The organism is Streptomyces nojiriensis (genome assembly GCF_017639205.1).
Taxonomy (GTDB): Bacteria; Actinomycetota; Actinomycetes; order Streptomycetales; family Streptomycetaceae; genus Streptomyces; species Streptomyces nojiriensis.
Map to the genome: position 1 here is coordinate 1717216 of NZ_CP071139.1, position 17822 is coordinate 1735037.

The 17822-nt window shown below is 71.4% G+C and carries 12 protein-coding genes and 1 pseudogene; 3 read left to right on the forward strand and 10 right to left on the reverse strand.

The annotated features are described in order from the left end of the window. Window positions 1–74 precede the first annotated feature (74 nt). On the forward strand, window positions 75–3131 hold the full coding sequence (locus tag JYK04_RS08170) for a LuxR C-terminal-related transcriptional regulator (protein ID WP_229875047.1): 3057 nt from the start codon (window positions 75–77) through the stop codon (window positions 3129–3131). 176 nt (window positions 3132–3307) lie between these two features. Beyond that, window positions 3308–5491, forward strand: a complete 2184-nt coding sequence (locus JYK04_RS08175; RefSeq protein WP_189734395.1) for an eCIS core domain-containing protein — start codon at window positions 3308–3310, stop codon at window positions 5489–5491. Here the strand turns inward: JYK04_RS08175 and JYK04_RS08180 are convergent. From JYK04_RS08180 to JYK04_RS08220, 10 genes and pseudogenes are all read right to left on the reverse strand, one after another. Beyond that, on the reverse strand, window positions 5440–5865 hold the full coding sequence (locus JYK04_RS08180) for an NAD(P)-dependent oxidoreductase (RefSeq protein WP_189734397.1): 426 nt from the start codon (window positions 5863–5865) through the stop codon (window positions 5440–5442). The two genes, JYK04_RS08175 and JYK04_RS08180, sit on opposite strands and share 52 nt — an antisense overlap. 221 nt (window positions 5866–6086) lie before the next feature. After that, complete coding sequence (locus JYK04_RS41085) at window positions 6087–7121, reverse strand: helix-turn-helix domain-containing protein (RefSeq protein ID WP_189734399.1); 1035 nt, start codon at window positions 7119–7121, stop codon at window positions 6087–6089. A 235-nt stretch (window positions 7122–7356) separates the two neighbouring features. Then, window positions 7357–7518, reverse strand: coding sequence for a hypothetical protein (locus tag JYK04_RS08190; protein WP_189734806.1), 162 nt, complete (start codon window positions 7516–7518; stop codon window positions 7357–7359). 89 nt (window positions 7519–7607) lie between these two features. Then, window positions 7608–8204: an NADPH-dependent F420 reductase gene (locus tag JYK04_RS08195; RefSeq protein ID WP_189734400.1), complete on the reverse strand. Its 597-nt coding sequence runs from the start codon at window positions 8202–8204 to the stop codon at window positions 7608–7610. Window positions 8205–8246: 42 nt separating this feature from the next. Then, window positions 8247–9065: an inositol monophosphatase family protein gene (locus tag JYK04_RS08200; RefSeq protein ID WP_189734402.1), complete on the reverse strand. Its 819-nt coding sequence runs from the start codon at window positions 9063–9065 to the stop codon at window positions 8247–8249. A gap of 213 nt (window positions 9066–9278) precedes the next feature. Further along, window positions 9279–10784 carry a GMC family oxidoreductase gene (locus JYK04_RS08205; RefSeq protein ID WP_189734775.1) on the reverse strand — a complete coding sequence of 502 codons (1506 nt, stop codon included), beginning with the start codon at window positions 10782–10784 and terminating at the stop codon, window positions 9279–9281. A 614-nt stretch (window positions 10785–11398) separates the two neighbouring features. Further along, window positions 11399–13210: a WD40 repeat domain-containing protein gene (locus JYK04_RS08210; RefSeq protein ID WP_202186046.1), complete on the reverse strand. Its 1812-nt coding sequence runs from the start codon at window positions 13208–13210 to the stop codon at window positions 11399–11401. A gap of 138 nt (window positions 13211–13348) precedes the next feature. Next, window positions 13349–13438: pseudogene (locus JYK04_RS42370) on the reverse strand (hypothetical protein); the annotation flags it as partial. 17 nt (window positions 13439–13455) lie between these two features. Then, window positions 13456–13755 carry a hypothetical protein gene (locus JYK04_RS08215; protein ID WP_189734406.1) on the reverse strand — a complete coding sequence of 100 codons (300 nt, stop codon included), beginning with the start codon at window positions 13753–13755 and terminating at the stop codon, window positions 13456–13458. Between the two features lie 115 nt (window positions 13756–13870). Continuing rightward, window positions 13871–15349 (reverse strand): CehA/McbA family metallohydrolase, encoded by a 1479-nt coding sequence (locus tag JYK04_RS08220; RefSeq protein ID WP_189734408.1) that lies wholly within the window; start codon window positions 15347–15349, stop codon window positions 13871–13873. 425 nt (window positions 15350–15774) lie between these two features. Between JYK04_RS08220 and JYK04_RS08225 the strand changes: the two genes are divergently transcribed. Continuing rightward, window positions 15775–17808, forward strand: coding sequence for a S8 family serine peptidase (locus JYK04_RS08225; RefSeq protein WP_189734410.1), 2034 nt, complete (start codon window positions 15775–15777; stop codon window positions 17806–17808). Window positions 17809–17822 lie beyond the last annotated feature (14 nt).

The window sequence follows — 17822 nt, forward strand, 5'->3', positions numbered from 1 at the left end:
CGTCCTCACGTCTCACTCATCAGACCAAAGCGTGCCTGCTACATCCTTCCTTCGCCGAGGGGACGACCACCACCGTGGCTTACCACGAGACCGACCACGAGATCGGCGTGACAGTGGGATCGATCCGGCCACGGCATCACCCACTTGATTCGGCCACACCGTCGATCCCCGGTCCCGGCTCCGCCGGGCTCCTGGAACGCGACGACGCGCTGGAGCTGCTGGCGGCGGAGACCGATCGGGCCCTGAACGGATCGGGTCGACTGGTCCTGTTCCGCGCGCCCACCGGCACGGGCCGCAGCGCGCTGCTGGAGGTCGCCGCCGAACAGGGCGCGAAGCTCGGCATGCAGGTCCTGCGGGCCCACGCCTCGGCCGACTGCCCCGGCGCCCCCCTCGCCCTGGTCCAGCGGCTCCTCGACGCGGAGTCCGATCCCGGCGACCTCCACAGTGACCCGCAGACTCCGAAGCTCTCGAGCCACTCGTCCCGCCTGTGGCGATTACTGTGCGAGCACGCGGCCGCGTCCCCCCTCCTGATCACCGTGGAGGACGTGCACCTCGCCGACCAGGCCTCCCGGAACTGGCTGACCGAGGCCGCCCGGCGGCTGACCGGAATGCCGGTCCTCATGGTGGTCACCGAACGAGGGCAGTACGACATCGCCCCGCCCCGAGCGGGCCTCGCGTACTCCTTGCCCCCCGACACCGTGCGGATGCACGCGCTCGCGCCGCTGAGCCGCTCCGCCGCCGCGGAACTGGTCCGCAGAGCCCTGGGCCCGGACACCAGCGACGCCTGGCTGGACGGCTGCATACGGGCCGGCGCCGGCAATCCGCTGCTGCTGCGCTCGCTGTTCGACGACCTGCGGGCGGTCTTCCCGTACGGCGCGTCGGACAGCAGCGGCCCGGAGCCGCGGCTTCCCGAAAGGTGCGCCGAGCTGTACCCGGGGGCGTTCGTCGCGGCTGTCTCGTGGTGGCTGAAGAGCGCGGGGCACGAAAGCACCCTGGTGGCCCGCGCGCTGGCAGAACTGGAGGGTTCAACTCCGGAACAGGGCGACGAGGGAAGGCAGGAGGACGGCGAACAGGGAGTCGGGGGAAGCGGGTTCCCCGACGGGGCCGGAACGTCCGACCTCCGCCGGGGGGCCGCCGGCCCCGGCGAGCCCGACCCGGGCCTCGACTTCGTCGGCTTCCTCGCCGAGCTCACCGGAGCCGATCCTGACCGCGTCGCGGGCTGGGTCGCCGCGATGATCCGGCTCGGGCTGCTGCGCCGCGCCCCCGGCACCGGCGTCCCGCGCTTCGCGCATCCGCTGCTGCGCGGAGCGGTCCTCGACGGCTGGCCCCGCTCGCACCGGCAGTCTCTGCACCACCGCGCGGCCGAACTGCGCCGACGCCGGGGCGACGGGGCCGAAGCAGTGGCCGGGCATCTGCTGCGCACCTCCCCCGCCGGCGCGGCCGGAGGGACGGAGCCGCCCGGTGCGGCCGGAGGCGGGGCGCCCGTCGACAGAGCCCTCCTGGACGCGGCGGCCGAAGCGTCCAGGGCCGGCAGGACCGACGCCGCCGCGCTCTATCTGCGCCGCGCGCTGGACGAACCGCTGCCGCGCGAGCGACGGTCCGCGGTACTCACCGAACTCGGCGAACTGGAGTTCACCACCCAGCGGACGGGCGGGATACCCCGGCTCGCCGAAGCGCTGCGACTGCAGGAGCAGACCAGGGGGCGGGTGCTGGCCGCCGTCAACCTGGGCAACGCCCTGGCCAACCAGGGCAGGCCGCACGCCGCGCTCGACGTCCTGCGCGATCTCGGTCCGCTGGACGCGGAACCCGTCCTCGCCCGTGCCGTCCAGACGGCATCGGCGTTCTTCTCCGACCACGATCCGGAAATCCGCAGGGCCGTCCACACCCGGCTGCGCGAACGCGCCGAGCAATCCCCCGACTGGATCAGCCCGGCCCTGCACGCCCTGCTGATCCGCTACAGGGCGGCGGCCGGAGCGCTGTCCGCGGCGTCGGCCGTGGAACGGATCCGGCAACTGCTGGCCGCCCCGGAGGATCCCCTGCTGGTGCCTTACTTACTGGCCACGGCCGCCGCCGTGGCCCAGTGGGCCGACGCCTCGGACGATGCCGAACGGCTCGTCAGGGCCGGGCTGACCGAGCACTGGCTGACGCCGCTGCACCCCGTCCACCGCTCCCTGCTCGACTCGCGGGCGGACACCGCCGCCGCACGCGGCCAGTACCAGTGGCTGCTGGAGGAGACCGCCGACAAGCTGCGGACACCGGCCGACGCGGCTCGTACCGGTGTGAGCAACCTCCTGGCCCATCGCGTCATCGCACTCGCCGAGCGCGGCCGCGCCGCCGAGGCCGAGCGACTCATCGCCGACATCGATGTCGAGGAAGCGAACGACAGTGGGGAGCTGAACCGGTTCCTCTACGCGCGCGGCGTTCTGCGTCTTTCCGTGGGCGATCCGGCGGGCGCCCTCGCCGACTTCCGCGAATGCGGCAGGCGCCAACTCGGCCGCGAAGTGGAGAGCCTCGTCAACACACCGTGGCGCTCGGCCGCCGCCGAATGCCTTCTCCTTCTTGGGGAAACCCCCCAGGCGCTCGCGCTCGCCGAGGAAGACAGCCGGTACGCCGCCGCGTGGGGCACTCCCCGGGTCCGGGGCCGCGCGATGCGCGTCCTGGGCGCGGCCACCGGCGGCCGACGCGGTCTCGAACTCACCGCCGAGGCCGTCGGCATCCTGCGCGGCACCTCGCTGGACATCGAGTTGATCCCCGCGCTCGTCACCCACGGCCTCCAGCTCACGGCCGCCGGGCAGCCCCGCCGGGCCCGCCCGTTGCTCAGGGAGGCCGCGACGGCGGCCGAACGGCTCGGCGCGATCCGGCTGTCGGGCAGCGCGGAACGGGCCCTGCGCGCCAGCGGCTCCCGCCGCCGGAACACCTCGCTCACCGGCCCGGGTTCGCTGACCGCCGGTGAACGCCGGATCGCGGCACTGGCCGCCGACGGCCGTACGAACGCCGAGATCTCCGAGCTTCTGCACCTGGCGCTGCGTACCGTGGAAACCCATCTGACCAGCACGTACCGCAAGCTCGGCATCCGGCGGCGGGTGGACCTGCGCGCCGTGCTGAGCAGCCATGCGGAAGACCCCGTCTGAGCCGGGGGCGGAGGGTCCGGAGGCCGAGGGGTCCGAGCGGCGCATCGAGCGCGGACGTTGCCCTTACGGCCCTCCCGTCCACCCGGACCCCCCGCGACTCTGCCCTCACGGACCTTTCGCTCCCGCCGCGGTGCGGGTGACCATTCCTGATCGGGCGTCGAGTGGCGAGGAGCACCGTGCGCGCATACAAGACACAGGCCGAGCAGTCCGCTGGCCGCAAGAGCGGCGGACGCACGGAGAGACCGCGTACGCTCGCGCAGCGCGTCCTGACGCTCCAGCGTTCGGTGGGAAACGCGAACGTGAGCCGCGCCATCGAGGAAGAACAGCACGAGCACGGCACCGGCTGCGGTCACGACCGGCCGTCCGCCGAGCAGCCGCTCGCCGACCAGGCGCCCGTCCATCAGGCCTCCGCCGACCAGTCGTCCGTGGCCGACGCCGTTCGCTCCCCGGGGCGCCCGCTGGACCCGCGTCTCCTGGCGAGGGCGGAGCAGGGCTACGGCATGTCCTTCCGACACGTGCGCGTCCACAGCGACCCGGTCGCACAGCGCTCCGCGATGGCGCTCGGCGCCCGCGCCTACACCACCGGCAGCGACATCGTCGTCGGCCCGCAGGGCACGGACGACGAGACGATGTTCCACGAACTCGACCACGTCCGACAGCAGTCCCTGGGCTCCGTCCCCGGGACCGACAACGGGGCGGGAGTGAAGCTCTCCCACCAGGACGACCCGTTCGAGCGCCACGCCACGGCGAACGGCAGACGCATGGCCCAGGGCGCCATGCCCGACCTGTCGGGCCCGGGATCCGGTGTCTCCGCACCGGCCTCCGCGCCCGTGCGGACCGGTGGTGGGATCTCGGTGGCCCGCGCGCGGTCCACCGATGGCAGGAAGATGTATCCGAGCGACCAGAACCAGATGTTCGAGATCGCGACCGCACGCGGTTCGGTCATGGGCCGGTACGTCAGGGCCTCGTCGGACGGCGTGATGCACATCTTCGATACCACCGAACAGGGGCGCATATCGGTGTACCCCGACCAGATCATCGGCGTCCGGCCCACGGTGGGCAACCTGCACCCGCCGGGCCAGGTCCGCCCGCCCGAGGAAAACCTGCACGACCGCAGCCAGCTCCTCATGTCCGAGGCCGACCTGTCGGGGGTGCGGGCGCGGCTGCGCAAGAACCCGCGCGAGGCGGCCAGGACCGCCGTCACCACGTTCGAGGAGCAGCCCGACTACCAGCAGTACGCGGCCAACCGCGAGGATCTGCGGCGCCTGAACGTCCCCGTCATCAACGGTGTCGACATGAGAGCGCCCAAGGCCGCCGATCTCGTCCGCAAGCTCGCCCCCAACGCCAACGTGCACGTCCAGATGCCGCGCACGGGACGAGAGGCGGGCTACTCCACCCAAAAGCTCGTCAGAGACACCATCAAGCTTCCCAAGACCGCCGACCGGCCCGATGTGACGGTGAGCCAGACCCTGCCCCATCCGTCCATGTACGGGAAGGAGTCGACGCACAACAGCTTCTACGGGGTGTTGAACCGAAAGGCCGTGCCGGAGGGCATGACGTACGCGGGAGGCGTCTCCGACGAGGACGCGGACCTGGAGGAACACGGCTACGGTCACCGGCAGACCACGAAGGACAAGGGGGCCGACGTGGCCGCCCGCCGGAAGACGTACCGGTTCAAGGCGGCCTCGCGCAGCGAGAGCCCCGAGGAGGAGGACGGCCCCCCTTCGTACCGCAGCAGGAGCAAGAGCAGGAGCCGCGTCAGCGAGACTCCCGCCCCCGCTCCCGCCCCTCGGCGCAGGTCGAGCCGCCCACCGCTGAGCAGGTCGGGCCGCCCTCCCGCCGCCGCCCCCGTCAACTACGCCGCGCCGGAGTACGAGGACGACCATCCCGTCAGCAGTCAGATCCCCAGCCGCAGCCAGTCGCGCCATCGCGGCGGCGGCCACCACTACGCCGTCGACTCCGGGGACGAGGGGGCGCGCTCCGGCAGGAGGAGTCGCCGCGGCTCGGTCAGCATCGAAGGCGCCTACGCGTACGGAGGCGGCCCCACCGAACCCGCACCGCCGCCCGAGCGGGAACGGGAGCGCGGGCGCCACCGGACGTCGAGCCGGGCACCGGACAGCCGCAGGTCGAGCAGTCGCGCCGTGGACACGAGGAACGCCTTCTTCGGCGCCCCCGCCGAACCCGCGCCGCAGCGGGAGCGCGACCGCAGCCGCCGCCCCTCGTCCAGCCAGATGGCCTTCTTCACGGACAGCGGTCGCCCCACCGTCGTTCCCACCAGCTACGCGGAATCCGACGTCGAGGAAGACCTCTACGCCCCTGCGCCGAAGCGCAGCCGCAGCCGCAGCCGCCGGCCCAGATGAGGGAGGAACCACGACCGGTCGGGAAAGGCAAACCCCGCCTCACTGGGCACCGTCCGCGCGAAGTCCGCGTCGGTGATCCGGTCGGTGGCGTCCGCGGGAGCGAAGGCGTAGCCGCCCGTCGGCTCCCCGTCGGCGAATTCGCCCGACGGGCTCGGCACCGCCCAGCGGAGGCCCTCGGGCGCGGACGCCCTCAAGGCCTCGGTTCCGGCGCCGTGGCCGACGTAGAACGCCCGCCACTCCTGCGGATGGTCCGGTGTGTCCATCAGCGGCGCCCCGGCCGCTGTGGGCAGTACGGAGGCCAGCCCGACGGATACCAGGCGCCGCACCCCGGATCCCTCAGCCAGGCGGTGTTCGTCGTCGATCTCCGCGGTCAATGGACCGTACTGACACGTTCACGGCACGAATGGCGTATGGCCAGTGAGTCGACTCTTCAGTCAATCCCGCGTGAATCGCGTCGTGGACAGCCTCTCGCCAGGCTTCCGTGGTGATGCAGGTCGTCGAGCCGCCGGTCGGTGCCCAGGCCGCCCACAGCGCCGGGGTGCCTTGCTTGGGACACGAGTCGGCGGCATCCGCGGGACTGCGGCCATGCCTCTGGTCACGCGCTTTCGGCCGGCCCGCGGCCCGGCGGGTGCCGGTTCGGCGAGGGCGGGGCTGCTCCGGTCGAGCGGGCGTATTCGGTGGGAGTCTGACCGTAGTGCTTCTTGAACGCTCGGGTGAAGTGACTGCCGTCCGCGAACTGCCAGTGTGCGGCGAGTTCCGAAATACTCAGGCGCCCTGACGGCGCGACAAGGGCGAGCCGGGCCTCGTGCAGTCGCCGGTGGCGGATGTATGCGGTCACCTGCTCACCCACCGCGGCGAACGCCCGGTGCAGCGTACGGACGGAGACGTTGAGTTCGCGGGCGAGCATCGCCGGAGAAAGGTCGGGGTCGGCGAGACGACGGTCCGCGAGGTCCTTGGCCGCCTGGGTGAGCGCGGGAGCCAACCGGGGTTCTACGTCGTCGAACCGGCCCTTCGCCACCGCCTTGGTCAGCTCGATCAGGGTGCCTTGGGCAGCTGCCACACCGGCCGGGCCGAGGTCGGCCACGGTTGTGTGAATCATGTCGGTAAGGGCCGTCAGCAAGCGCATCTCGGCCGAGTCCGCCGGCCCGGTGATGACCCGGGTCCCGAGCAGGGGTTTGAGCTCGCCGGGGGGCAGGACGAGGAACTTCGCCGTGAGGTGCGCCGTCGTCTCGAAGGCCGTCAGGCGTCCGAGGTGCCGGACGAGGAACTGCCCGGCCGACACGGTCTGGTCGCCGTACGCGGGCGGGCCGCCCAGAGTCCATGCACCGCGCCGCACGACGTACATGGCCACCAGATCCTGATCGCCGCCCGGGACGTCCGCGGTCCGGGTTGCCGACGCGGCGTGAAGATCGGCGATCGCCGCGCCGTGCACCTTGGCCACGTTGCCCTTGACCCGGAAGTCGCCGATCGTGTCCGGGCTGAAGGCCGGCAGTTGGAAGACATCGTCGCCGACCTGCGTCTCCCACCCGCGCCGGAAGACGTCGAGTCCCCGCGGTGCGAAGCCCGGGGCGGTCGAGTCCACTGCGAACACCCCGCGCGCGCCGTCGACCTCCGCACCAGTACCGTGCATCCCTCTCCGATCCTCGTATTCATTGCTTCAACGCCATCCTGTGGTGATCGTGTTCCGCAGGACGCCGCCATGACTCATGTGGACACCGTGCCAATCTTCCTATAGACGGCTCGCATTGCTGCGGTCGAGAGGCAGAGCCGATGTTTCTGGACCGGCGAGATGAGCTGATCGCCTGAGTACGCGCCGCGGTGGGCCGTTGTGGCAGGTACGGCATCAAGCCGGGCTCGCCTCGCGGTCACGGAAGCCGGCCGCCGGCGCCGGTGCGAAGCACCGACTGTCGTTCGCGACCGGCTCCGGCGCGGGCCGCCCCCTCACCGATGAGCCGTTCGAAGGGGTTCAGCCGCAGCCGAATGCGGGCGTCTTCCAGCGAGCGGGCCATGCCGATCGTGCTTGCCAAGCCGTCTCGGCCAAGATCAGCCTGTCGCACGGGGAACCCGTTCGTGCCGGTGCCGGCTCCGGTGACCTGCAGCGTGCGCGGCTCGACGGTCAGCGGGCGATCGAGATCGCGAAGGGGGTGAATCCGATGGACCGGATGACGTGCGGGACGAACAGGATCGCGGCCTCCGTGGCGCGGGCCGTCTGGATCCCGCCGAGATCGGTGATCCATTCCTTGTGCCAGCCGAGGTCGACGAGCAGTTCACGGACGGTCTGCTTGGCCAGCGGGTCCTCGCCTGAGAGGAAGGCGGTTGGCGTCTGGGTGAGCGTGGCCGGCGCGGTCATCACCGGGAAGAGCATGGTGTTGAGCGTCTTGACGACATGCGTTTCGGGCAGTGCTTCCTGGAGCTGTTCGGCGAGGCTCGAGCCGGGGTAGATGAGGTCGGCGGGGAGTCCGTCCGGTCCGTCGGTGGTGGCGTTGGAGACGTCCACGAGGATCTTGTCGTGCAGCTCTTCGCGCAGGGCGGCGAGACGTTCGAGGGAGCCGGCGCCCGGGGTGGCGTTGATGACGATCCGGGCCGTCCGGGCGGCATTGGCGGCGGCGCCCGGCGCGCGGTCCGCCACCGTCACCTCGTGTCCGGCCCGGGTGAGGGCTGCGGCCAGATTGCCGCCGACGCGGCCGTTTCCGAGAACTGCGATCGTGGTCATGATGATGTGGTCCTTGCGTGGGTGCGGTTGTGGTGTGCGGGGTCAGCGGGAGAGCGTGGCGACGGCCGCGGCGTGGACGCCGGGCGCGGCGGCCAGGAAGCTGTCGCTCTGCGGGGTCCAGGGGCGGCCCTCGGCGTCGGAGATCCGTCCGCCGGCCTCGGTGACGAGCAGCGCGCCGGGCAGCAGGTCCGCTCGGGCGCCGGCGAACTGCCAGAAGGCATCCATCCGGCCTGCGGCCACGTTCGTCAGGTGCAGGGTCGCGGGCACGGCGGTGCGGACGACGAGCGCGTCGAAGAGCATCGCGGTGATCGAGGAGCCGACGCGCCGTACGACCTTCTCGTCCTCGTCCGGCCGGGCCTGGCTGGTGGCCACGATGCTCAGGCCGAGGTCCTCGGTCCCGGAGACGTGCAGCGGCCGGCCGTCGAGGTGGGCGCCCGCACCGGTGAGCGCGGTGTAGGTCTCGCCGGTCAGCGGCAGGTGGACCACGGTGAGCACCGGCTGGTTCTCCCGTACGAGGGTGGCGGTCACCGCCCACTCCGGCAGCGCGTGCAGGTGGTTGACATTGCCTTCGGCCGGGTCCACGACCCACCACTCGCCGGGCGGCAGCGCCCCTCCGTCCAGCTCGTCCTCCACCCAACTGGCCTCCGGGCGCAGGCTCGTGAGACGGGGGCGCAGGATGTCGAGGGCCGTGCTGTCGTTGACGGCGAGCGCCTGCATCAGCTCTTCGCGGGTCTCGTAGCGGACCACATCGCCGAAGCGCTCGCGCAGCGCCGCACCGGCGGCGCGCACGGCGGTCGCTGTGCGGTCGAGCAGGTCGGCGTCGGAGGTGACGACGTCGGTGGTCTCAAGCGTTTCGGACATGGTGGTGCTCCTGTCTGAGGAGGGGGGGATGAGGCCGGTCGGGGCCGAACTGCGCGTTGCTTCCCGCGCTTTCGTCTCGAAGGTATATAGCCCCACCATTAACTTCAAATGCATGTGAGGAACGGCAAGGATTACTCACATGCAATTGGATTTGAACCTGCCCGCCGGGCTCGACGCGCTGCTGATGGAAGCGCCGTGGGCGCGGAAGAAGGCTCAGCCGAGCAGTTCGGCAGCCCGTTCGGCGATGGCGTAGACGGTCGCGTTGGTGTTGGCCGAGGGGATGGACGGCATCACCGAGGCATCGGCGACCCGCAGCCCGGCGATCCCATGTACGCGAAGGTTCGCAGGGTCGACGACGGCATCGGCGTCGGTTCCCATGCGGCAGGTGCCGGTGAAGTGGAAGTAGGGGCCGGTGGCCTTGCGGATGAACTCTTCCACGGATTCGCCGCTCGTCCCGGGGCCCGGCACCGCTTCCTGCTTGCGCCAGTCGGCGAACGCGTCGGCCTCCCCGATACGGCGTGCCACTGCCAGGCCCTTGCGCATGACCTCCAGGTCACGGTCGTCGCTCAGATAGCCGGGGTCGACGACGGGAGCGCCGGCGGGATCGGCGTCCGCCAGGCGCACGGTGCCGCTGCTGTGCGGAGCCATCGCGGAGAAGGCGATGGAGTAGCCGCCCGCCGGCGGCCGGCCCCATGCCGACGGGAGCGGTGCGGCGACGATGTAGACCTGAAGGTCCGGCCGGGCCGCGGCGGGGTCGCTGTACAGCAGGCCCATCATTTCGGCCGGCGGGTTGGCAGGAACGAAAGGTACGGGCCGGCTGGCCTCGTACACCACTGCCGCCATCGGATGGTCCTGCAGATGGGATCCCACTCCCGGCAGGTCGGCGACGACGACGATGCCGTGTTCGCCAAGGTGTCGTGCCGGGCCGATCCCTGACAGCATCAGGAGGTGCGCGGAACCGATGGCCCCCGCGGTCAATATGACCTCGGCGCTCTCGACGGACAGGTGCTCGCCACCCACGGTGTACTCGACGCCGGTGCAGCGGCCCGCGGTGATGCGCAGCCGATGCGCGGTCGCGTCCGTGACGACGTCCAGGTTCGGCCGGTCGAGGAACGGACGGATGTAGGCGTCGGCCGCGCTCTGGCGGGCGCCGCCGGGCAGATTCATGTCACTCCACCCGAACCCGGTCTCCAGCCCGCCGCCGATGTCGTCGGCGCGTGTGAATCCGGCCTGCACCGCGGCGTCGACGCCCGCCGTGGCCAGGGGATGGGGTTCCGGAACGGGGGCGACCACGACCGGCCCGTCCGTGCCCCGCACGGAGGCATCACGACTGCGAGTGCTCTCGCTGCGGCGGAAATAGGGCAGCAGATCGTCGAAGCCCCATCCCGGAGCACCGAGTCCGGGCCATTCGTCGTAACCGGAGCGGTGCCCCCGCAGGTGGTAGAGGCCGTTGATGCTCGACGATCCGCCGAGCGCCTTACCGCGCAGCACGTCAGCGGCCCTGCCTGTACCGGCCTGCACGGTCGAGGCGCCCGGCCAGAGGGATGACGGGTCGAACCCCAGGAACCCCCAAGGAGACGCCATCGCCTCGGTCGCGTCCCGGGCTCCCGCCTCCAGCAACAGCACCCGCACACCGGGGCGTTCCGAAAGCCGGGAGGCGATCACGCACCCCGCTGTCCCCGCTCCCACAACGACATAGTCATAAGGACTCTGGCCCATCATGTCTCCGCTTCCCACGGCAGCACGGTCCGACCGCCGGGCTTCAGAAAATAGAGCTCCTCGACGATCAAAGAGCTGATTGCTTGCATGTACCAAAGGGGCCGAAAAGTCGGGATGGTTCTCTTCAAGCCGGCCCGGTGCCTCGCTCGGCCGCCTCCGAGCTCGGCGCGCAGAAGGCGTGGAACCGGCTGATCAGCAGCGAGCGGGCTCCAGCGGAACAGGGCTGTCCGCAGGCAGGCTGCGCGCGCTGCCGGTGCTGACGGACGGCCATTGCCGATCACCCCGTCGGGGGATGTCCGTGCCGGCGCCGGTACCTGCGATGACGGCCATCCGGCTGGACTTCTCTTGTTTCACGAGTTTCTTGTCCTTGGGTCTGCACCCGTCCAGGAACAGCCCGGGTTTCCCTTCTGCCGTCGAATCTTAGGAATACCTACACGGCACGTACTTGAACTTCCGCGACGTTCGTTCGGAACCTCAGCGCCATACGCTCGTCACCCGGGTTGCGGCCATGACCCGGGTGAATTCCGGTGCGTCCCCCGCCTGGCCGGTGGTGAGGAGGTGCGGACGAGAAGCCGGATGTACTTCCTCAAGCAGGCGCTCATGGCGGGGCCGGATCAGCCGCACGAGCGCTGGTGTGGGACGTGCGGGAAGAGCGCCTCCCACTGGTCCTTCTCGACACTGAGCGGGTACCTGGTGCAGAGGTGCTCGTGGATCGCGTCGGTGTCTCGGTCAAGGAGGAAGGTGTACTTGGGCCTCGTGGTCCCGCCGTCCATCGCCCCGCCCCCCTGTACCAGCATGTACCCGGGCAACGAGGCGGGCATGACGACATCGCTCCTGGCGTCGAGCGTGGCTGCCGCCGGGGTACGCCATTCGCCGTCCGGCTCCAGGTCCCATATGCGGTACGGCGGATCGCCGCCGCTTATCGTCACGACCTGCTTGCCATCGGGACTGAACTGCACTTGCTCTATCTCCAGGTCGAAGCGCAGCGCCTTGGGTTTCTTCGGGTGCTGAGCGTCGCTCACGTCCCAGAACTGCAGCGATCCGTCCTGCAGAGCTGTGATCAGCCGGTCCCTCCCGGCCGACCAGTACCCATGGGGCGCGGCAGGCAGCCGCTCCCCCTCCCGGGGGTGGGCAGGGTCGCTGACGTCCCAGAGCTTCGCGTTTTCGGTCGGCTCCTGGACAACGATCAGCTCGCTCTCCGGCAGGTACTCGACGCCAACGGGGCCGTGGCCGAGCGTGATCCGCCCTTCCGACTCGTGGGGGCGGCGTGGGTCACTGAGGTCCCACACCTGCGCCGTGGCGTGGTCGGGCGAGCTGAGCACGAGCAGCTTGCCGTCGGACGACACAGCAGGCGTCACGCCGTGTACGGCGGCGTAGGTGATCTCGCCGGCTTCCGCGGGCAGCTCGTTTTCGTCGTCGAAGGTCCAGAAGCGGAAGATGCTTTCCCCTCCCTCGCCGAGGCGGTGCGCCAGCACGATCGGGCGGTCCCTGCCCGGCAGGAACGCCCTGGAGGACCAGGGGTGGGGAAGCGTGAACCGGCGACGCGGTTCGGCGTCCTTCGTGGTGCGCGCCGGCAGCAGGTCCCATACGACCGAGCTCTCGGGGTTCGGGACCTGCGTGAGCACGAAGCGGCCGTCGGGGCTGACGGGATCCGTGTCGGATTCAAAGTCCTGCACCTCTCCCTCGATCGCTCCGTACGGTTTGGTTGCCGGCCAGATCCGAACGCGTCCCCCGACGTCGCCCACGGCGAGGTGGCGGCCGTCCGGGCTGTAGGCCACGCTCTGGACGGGTTCGGTCCCGGGCAGGGTTCCGGCGCCGGCCTTCTCGTCGTAGAGGTTCCCGTTTCCGGGCACAGTACGGAGGCGGACGCCTGCAGTCTTGTAGGAGTCGGCGGCCGCGGCCGTCCCGCCGTCGGGGTGGAAGCTGATCGACCGGATGTTCTCGAATCCGAACGGCCACCTGGTCAACTCCTCTTCCGGGGGCACAGCTGCGAGATGGCCGCCCGCTTCCACCGTCCACCAGGCCGTCTCCGCCGCTGCGCCCGCCGACAGCAGAAGGTTGCGGCGGGGATGGAAGGCGATGGCCATGACGGTCTTCGGGTTGGCCGTGTCCAGAAGGCGCGGACCGGCCGGATCTGCGACATCCCACAACTGGACCGTCGCCCTGCCGTTCTCCGCACCGGCATCGCTGCCCGTTGCCAGCAGCCCCTCACTGTTGAACGACAGGGCGACGAGGTCCTCGCGCGCCGTCGTGCGTTCCGCCCGCAGCCGTGGCTCCGAGGGTTCGGACACGTCCCACAGCCGCAGCTTCCCCGCCGCGCTCCCGGCGGCGAGCGTGCGGCCGTCCGGGCTGAACGCTGCCGTGAAGGTCTCGCCTCCGGTGATCGCGTTGCGGGCCAGGCGTTTCGGCTCCGCCGGGTCGGCCACGTCCCACAGGACGAGGTCCGTCGCGGTCTGCGCCGCCAGCAACCGCCGTTGCGGATGGAAGGCGATGGCCGCGCTGCTCGTGAGGTCCAGCGTCGTTGCCTTGCGGGGGGTGTTCGTCCTGGAGACGTCCCACAGCGCGACCCGTCCACCCCGCTGGCTGGTGGCCAGCAGCTTCCCGTCGCTGCTGAAGGCGACGGAGAGCACCGGCTCACGCTCGTGTGCGGGCAACTCGAAGGGTGTCAGAGTCAGGTAGGCCGAGTAGAGGCTTGAACGGGTCCCGGGCGTGTTCGCAACCGGTACGCGGCCAGGCTCAGCCGGAGCGCCGTCTGGGGGTCGCGCTCGCGCATCGTGTCGGCCTGCGAGGCCAGCTGGTCGACCATGAGCACGGCCGCCCGGTTCTCAGCTTCCTGCTGCGCCCCCCGCGCCACCACCGCCAGCACGCTCGCCAGCACCGCCAGCACCGTGACCATCGCGACCGCCGTACGACGCACAGCCCGGCGGAGGCGCTGGGCCCGGTCGGACACCTGGAGGAAGTCCTGCTCCACCGGCCGGATCGGCAGCGTGCCGCCGCCCTGCCCGAGCCGGGCCCGAGCCGCCGCAAGCTGGTCGCCGCGGTACAGGCCGCTGTCCGGACGGGCCGGAGGCGGGCTCCCGCCATCGTCAGGGGCGCAACCAGATCGGGTTGGTGAGGGCGGCCGGCGGCCCGGGGAGGGGCGGCGCCTGGGGTGGATGCCGGACTTCCGCGCGGACGTAGGCGGTGCGGGCGGGCGTCGTGCGCCATTCGAGGGCCGTCGCCGCGGGCACGGTGAGGGCCAAGCCCTGGTCCGTCACCAGCCGCAGCTCGCAGCCCTCCGCACCGGTCACCGACAGCCGTACGAGGACCTCCGTGCCCGGACCGGCCACGGCCAGCGCCTCCCCGATGCCCGCGTGGGCACCCCGCGGGGTGACCGCGGTGAAGTCCACGGAGACGGACGAGGATTCGGCGGCGTAGGCCCGTCCGGCGCGCAGCCCCGCCAGTATCGACTCGCGGGACAGGTCGTCGGCCAGGACGACGGTCTGGGGTCCGCCGATGCGGTCCGGGTCGCGGTGGTAGTCGCTGTGCGCCAGAGCGGGCAGCCAGCGGTCACCGTACGCCCCGCACAAGGTGGCGTCCCAGGAGGCCAGGGACACCTCGTCGTCAGCCGTCCAGGGGCCGTTCCACACTTCCACGGCGTCGGCCTCCCCGAGGCCGAACTTCCAGGCGCAGCCGAGGCAGGTGGCGTGCGGATGGGCGGGCACGACCAGGCCGCCCGCCTGGCGGACGGCGCGGGCGAATCGCGCGAAGCGGCCGTCGCGGGCCCGGTAGCGCCAGTCGATGAAGGTGCCGGGGTCCGTGCCCACGGCGAGGACGTGGCCGGTCCGTGTGGTGATCTCCTCGCCGGTGAGGACGAGGAGCCCGCTGTCGGCGGCGCCCGCCCAGGCTGTGTGGGAACTGTGGGTGTTGTGCTCGGAGGTGTTGACGAAGTCCAGGCCGGCGGCGCGGGCGAGAGCGATGATCTCGGTCGGGGTGCGGCGGCCGTCGGAGTGCACGGAGTGGACGTGGCAGTCCCCGCGGTACCACGCCCGGCCGCGGCCCGGGATGCGCTGGGGCGGGTAGGCCACGGGGACGGCGGGTGCCGGTGCACCCTGGACGAACGTGACGGTGATCTCGTAGGGCAGGCCCTGCGGGGCCACGGTGTAGGGGCCGAGGGCTATCTGCCAGCGGCCGCGCTCCAGCGGTCCCGGCAGGTAGCCGGGGGTGGCTTCGTCCGCACGGAGGAAGAACTCGCTGCGGGCACCGCCCGACCAGCCGCGGAAGCCGCGGCCGCCGAGCGCGGTGCCCCGCTGGTCGAACAGGCCGATGTCGAGTGCGTTGCCCGGCGTGCCCGCCGGGGTGGGCGGCTTGTCGTAACGGTAGGAGACGCGCAGCTCGCGTACGCCGGGAGGGACGTCCAGCGGGACGTACACGAAGTCCGGTGCGCCGGGCGGGATCGTGCCGCGCAGGGTCGTGGTCGTGGTCGGTGCGGCTTCCCCGCCCGCGCCGGCGGTGGGCGAGGGGGTGGCGACGGCGGTGGCCGAAGCTGCTGCCTGTGCCAGTAGTGCTCGTCTACTGAGGGCCATGGAGCCCAGGCTCCCGGGCGCAGGTGAATCCGACGTGAACACGTGGGCATCCCGGGCCGGAGCGGCTGCGACCCGCGTGGGCGCCCGCCGGACCAGGATCCGGACCGGCCCCCGCCCCGGACGCGCGTCAACCGTCTCATCCGCTGGGTCGGCGCGGGTACAGCTGCCACAGCCGGCCCGGCGCCCCGGCTCGTCATCCTCATGACCTATGACCTCGGATGGGGGCCTGCGGCCGGGCTCGGCGTGCAGGTGGGCAGTGGCCCGCCTAGCGTGTTGAGCGAGCGGAAGAACCGCGCAGCCCGGCGTGCCACCGATCGAGACGGGCTTCGGCCATGTGGGTGTCGGCGCGGGCAGTGCCGGGGCGTGCCACGGCTGCCCGGTGCGCCCCCTTCAGCATCACTCACCACACTCTCCGGGAGTTCGGCATGGCCCGTATCACCATCAACGGCGTGACAGTGGACCCGCTGGTCCAGTCCGAGGAAATGGCCACCGCATCGCTGTTGTCCGAGGACGCCTCCGCGTCCAACTATCTGCTCGTGCAGACCACGCACCCGCCCACGGCCGAGGAGAAGGAACAACTCTCGGCCCTCGGGGTGGTGATCCACGAGTACGTTCCGGACGACACCTATCTGTGCGGCTACCGGCCGAGCGATCTGGACGCCGTACGCGCACTGCCCTTCGTGGCCTGGGCGGACGTGTATCTCAACGGCTTCAAGATCGGCCAGTCGCTCCGGTCGACCCGGCTGCGCACGGGCGTCGCCGAACTGGCCGGGTCCCTGAACGGTGCGGGTCCCCGACCCCGCACCGTCGACGTCGTCCTGCACGAGGACGTCGACGTGAGCGGGGACGGAATGCGGGACCGGATCGCGGCGGCGGCCGGAGTCAGCCCCGGCGACGTACAGCCCGACCGCGACAAGGTCCGCCTCACCATCCGTGAGGGCGACCTGCCCGCCCTGGCCTCGCTCGACGAGGTGAAGGAGATCGAGGAGGTCCCCGAGCGCGTCCTGTACAACACCCAGGCGGGCAAGGTGATGAACGCCCACGTGTCCCTGAACGGCACGAAGTTCCGGGGCGAGGGCCAGATCGTGTGCGTCGCCGACACCGGCCTCGACAGGGGCTCGACCACCAATGTGCACCCCGCCTTCACCGGCCGGGTCAAGCGGCTGGTCGCCCTCGGCCGTACCAGCCCCCCGCGGACGGACGACCCCGACGGGCACGGCACCCATGTGGCGGGCTCGGTCCTCGGCGACGGGACGTCGGTGTTGATGGACGAGCCCGTCACCGGCACGGCTCCCGAGGCGCGACTGGTCCTGCAGTCCGTGCTGGACGAGGACGGCCGCCTCGGCGGCATCCCGCGCCACCTCCGCGACCTGTTCGAACCGCCCTTCCTGGAGGACGGGGCCCGGATCCACACCAATTCGTGGGGCCCGGTCGACCCCGGGCTGCCCTACAACCAGGCCGCGAAAGAAGCCGATCAGATGGTCTGGGACAACAAGGACTTCGTCATCCTCTTCGCCGCGGGCAACGACGGTACGGACCGGGACGGGGACGGACGCATCAACATGAGGGCCGTCAGCGGGGAGACCGCGGCCAAGAACGTCATCACCGTGGGAGCCAGCGAGGGCGACCGGCCCGGTATCTCCAAGACGTACGGTCAGTTGACGGGCGGAATCTTCCGGTGGCCGGCCCCGCCGATCCGCGATGACAAGATGGCGGACAACCCCGCCGGGATGGCGGCCTTCAGCAGTCGCGGCCCGTCCCAGGAGGGACGCTTCAAGCCCGATGTCGTCGCCCCCGGTACGGCGATCCTGTCCACCCGCTCGCGGCTGGCGGACGCGGTCGAGGACTTCGGTGTCTCCGCGGACCCCGCGTTCATGTTCGACAGCGGTACCAGCATGGCCACCCCGCTGGTGGCCGGCTGCGTGGCGGTGCTGCGCGAGACGCTCGTGAAGAACGGCACTCCGAAGCCCAGCGCCGCGCTCATCAAGGCGATGCTGATCAACGGCGCCGACGAACTGGCCGGCCAGTACGTCCCCAGCGAGGCGGGCCCCTCGCCGAACAACAGCTCCGGCTTCGGCCGCGTCAACCTCCAGCGTGCCGTCGTCCTGCCGACCGACGCCGGCCGGGCGGGCTTCACGGACGCCAAGGAACTGGAGCAGGGGGAGGAGCGCGCCTTCCTGATCACCGTTCCGGAGGGAGCGGCCCGCACGCTGAAGGTGACCCTCGTCTGGACGGACCCCCCGGGGGCGGCCCTGCAGAACGACCTCGATCTGATCGTCCGCGCGGGCGGTCTGGAACGCCACGGCAACATGGGCACGGGTGCCGGTTTCGACCGCGTCAACAACGTCGAGCAGGTCCACTGGCGAGACGTCCCCGCCGGGGAGGCCGAGGTCGTCGTCAGCGCTCACCGGATCGCCCGGTTCGCCCAGCCCTACGCCGTCGCCTGGCGCATTCTCTGACGCGGCGGTGGGGT

Coding starts and splice junctions, on each gene's coding strand:
- JYK04_RS41085 (WP_189734399.1), bottom strand. CDS start 7,121: ATGCACGGTACTGGTGCGGAGGTCGACGGCGCGCGCGGGGTGTTCGCA.
- JYK04_RS08195 (WP_189734400.1), bottom strand. CDS start 8,204: ATGACCACGATCGCAGTTCTCGGAAACGGCCGCGTCGGCGGCAATCTG.
- JYK04_RS08200 (WP_189734402.1), bottom strand. CDS start 9,065: ATGTCCGAAACGCTTGAGACCACCGACGTCGTCACCTCCGACGCCGAC.
- JYK04_RS08205 (WP_189734775.1), bottom strand. CDS start 10,784: ATGGGCCAGAGTCCTTATGACTATGTCGTTGTGGGAGCGGGGACAGCG.
- JYK04_RS08220 (WP_189734408.1), bottom strand. CDS start 15,349: ATGGCCCTCAGTAGACGAGCACTACTGGCACAGGCAGCAGCTTCGGCC.
- JYK04_RS08225 (WP_189734410.1), top strand. CDS start 15,775: ATGGCCCGTATCACCATCAACGGCGTGACAGTGGACCCGCTGGTCCAG.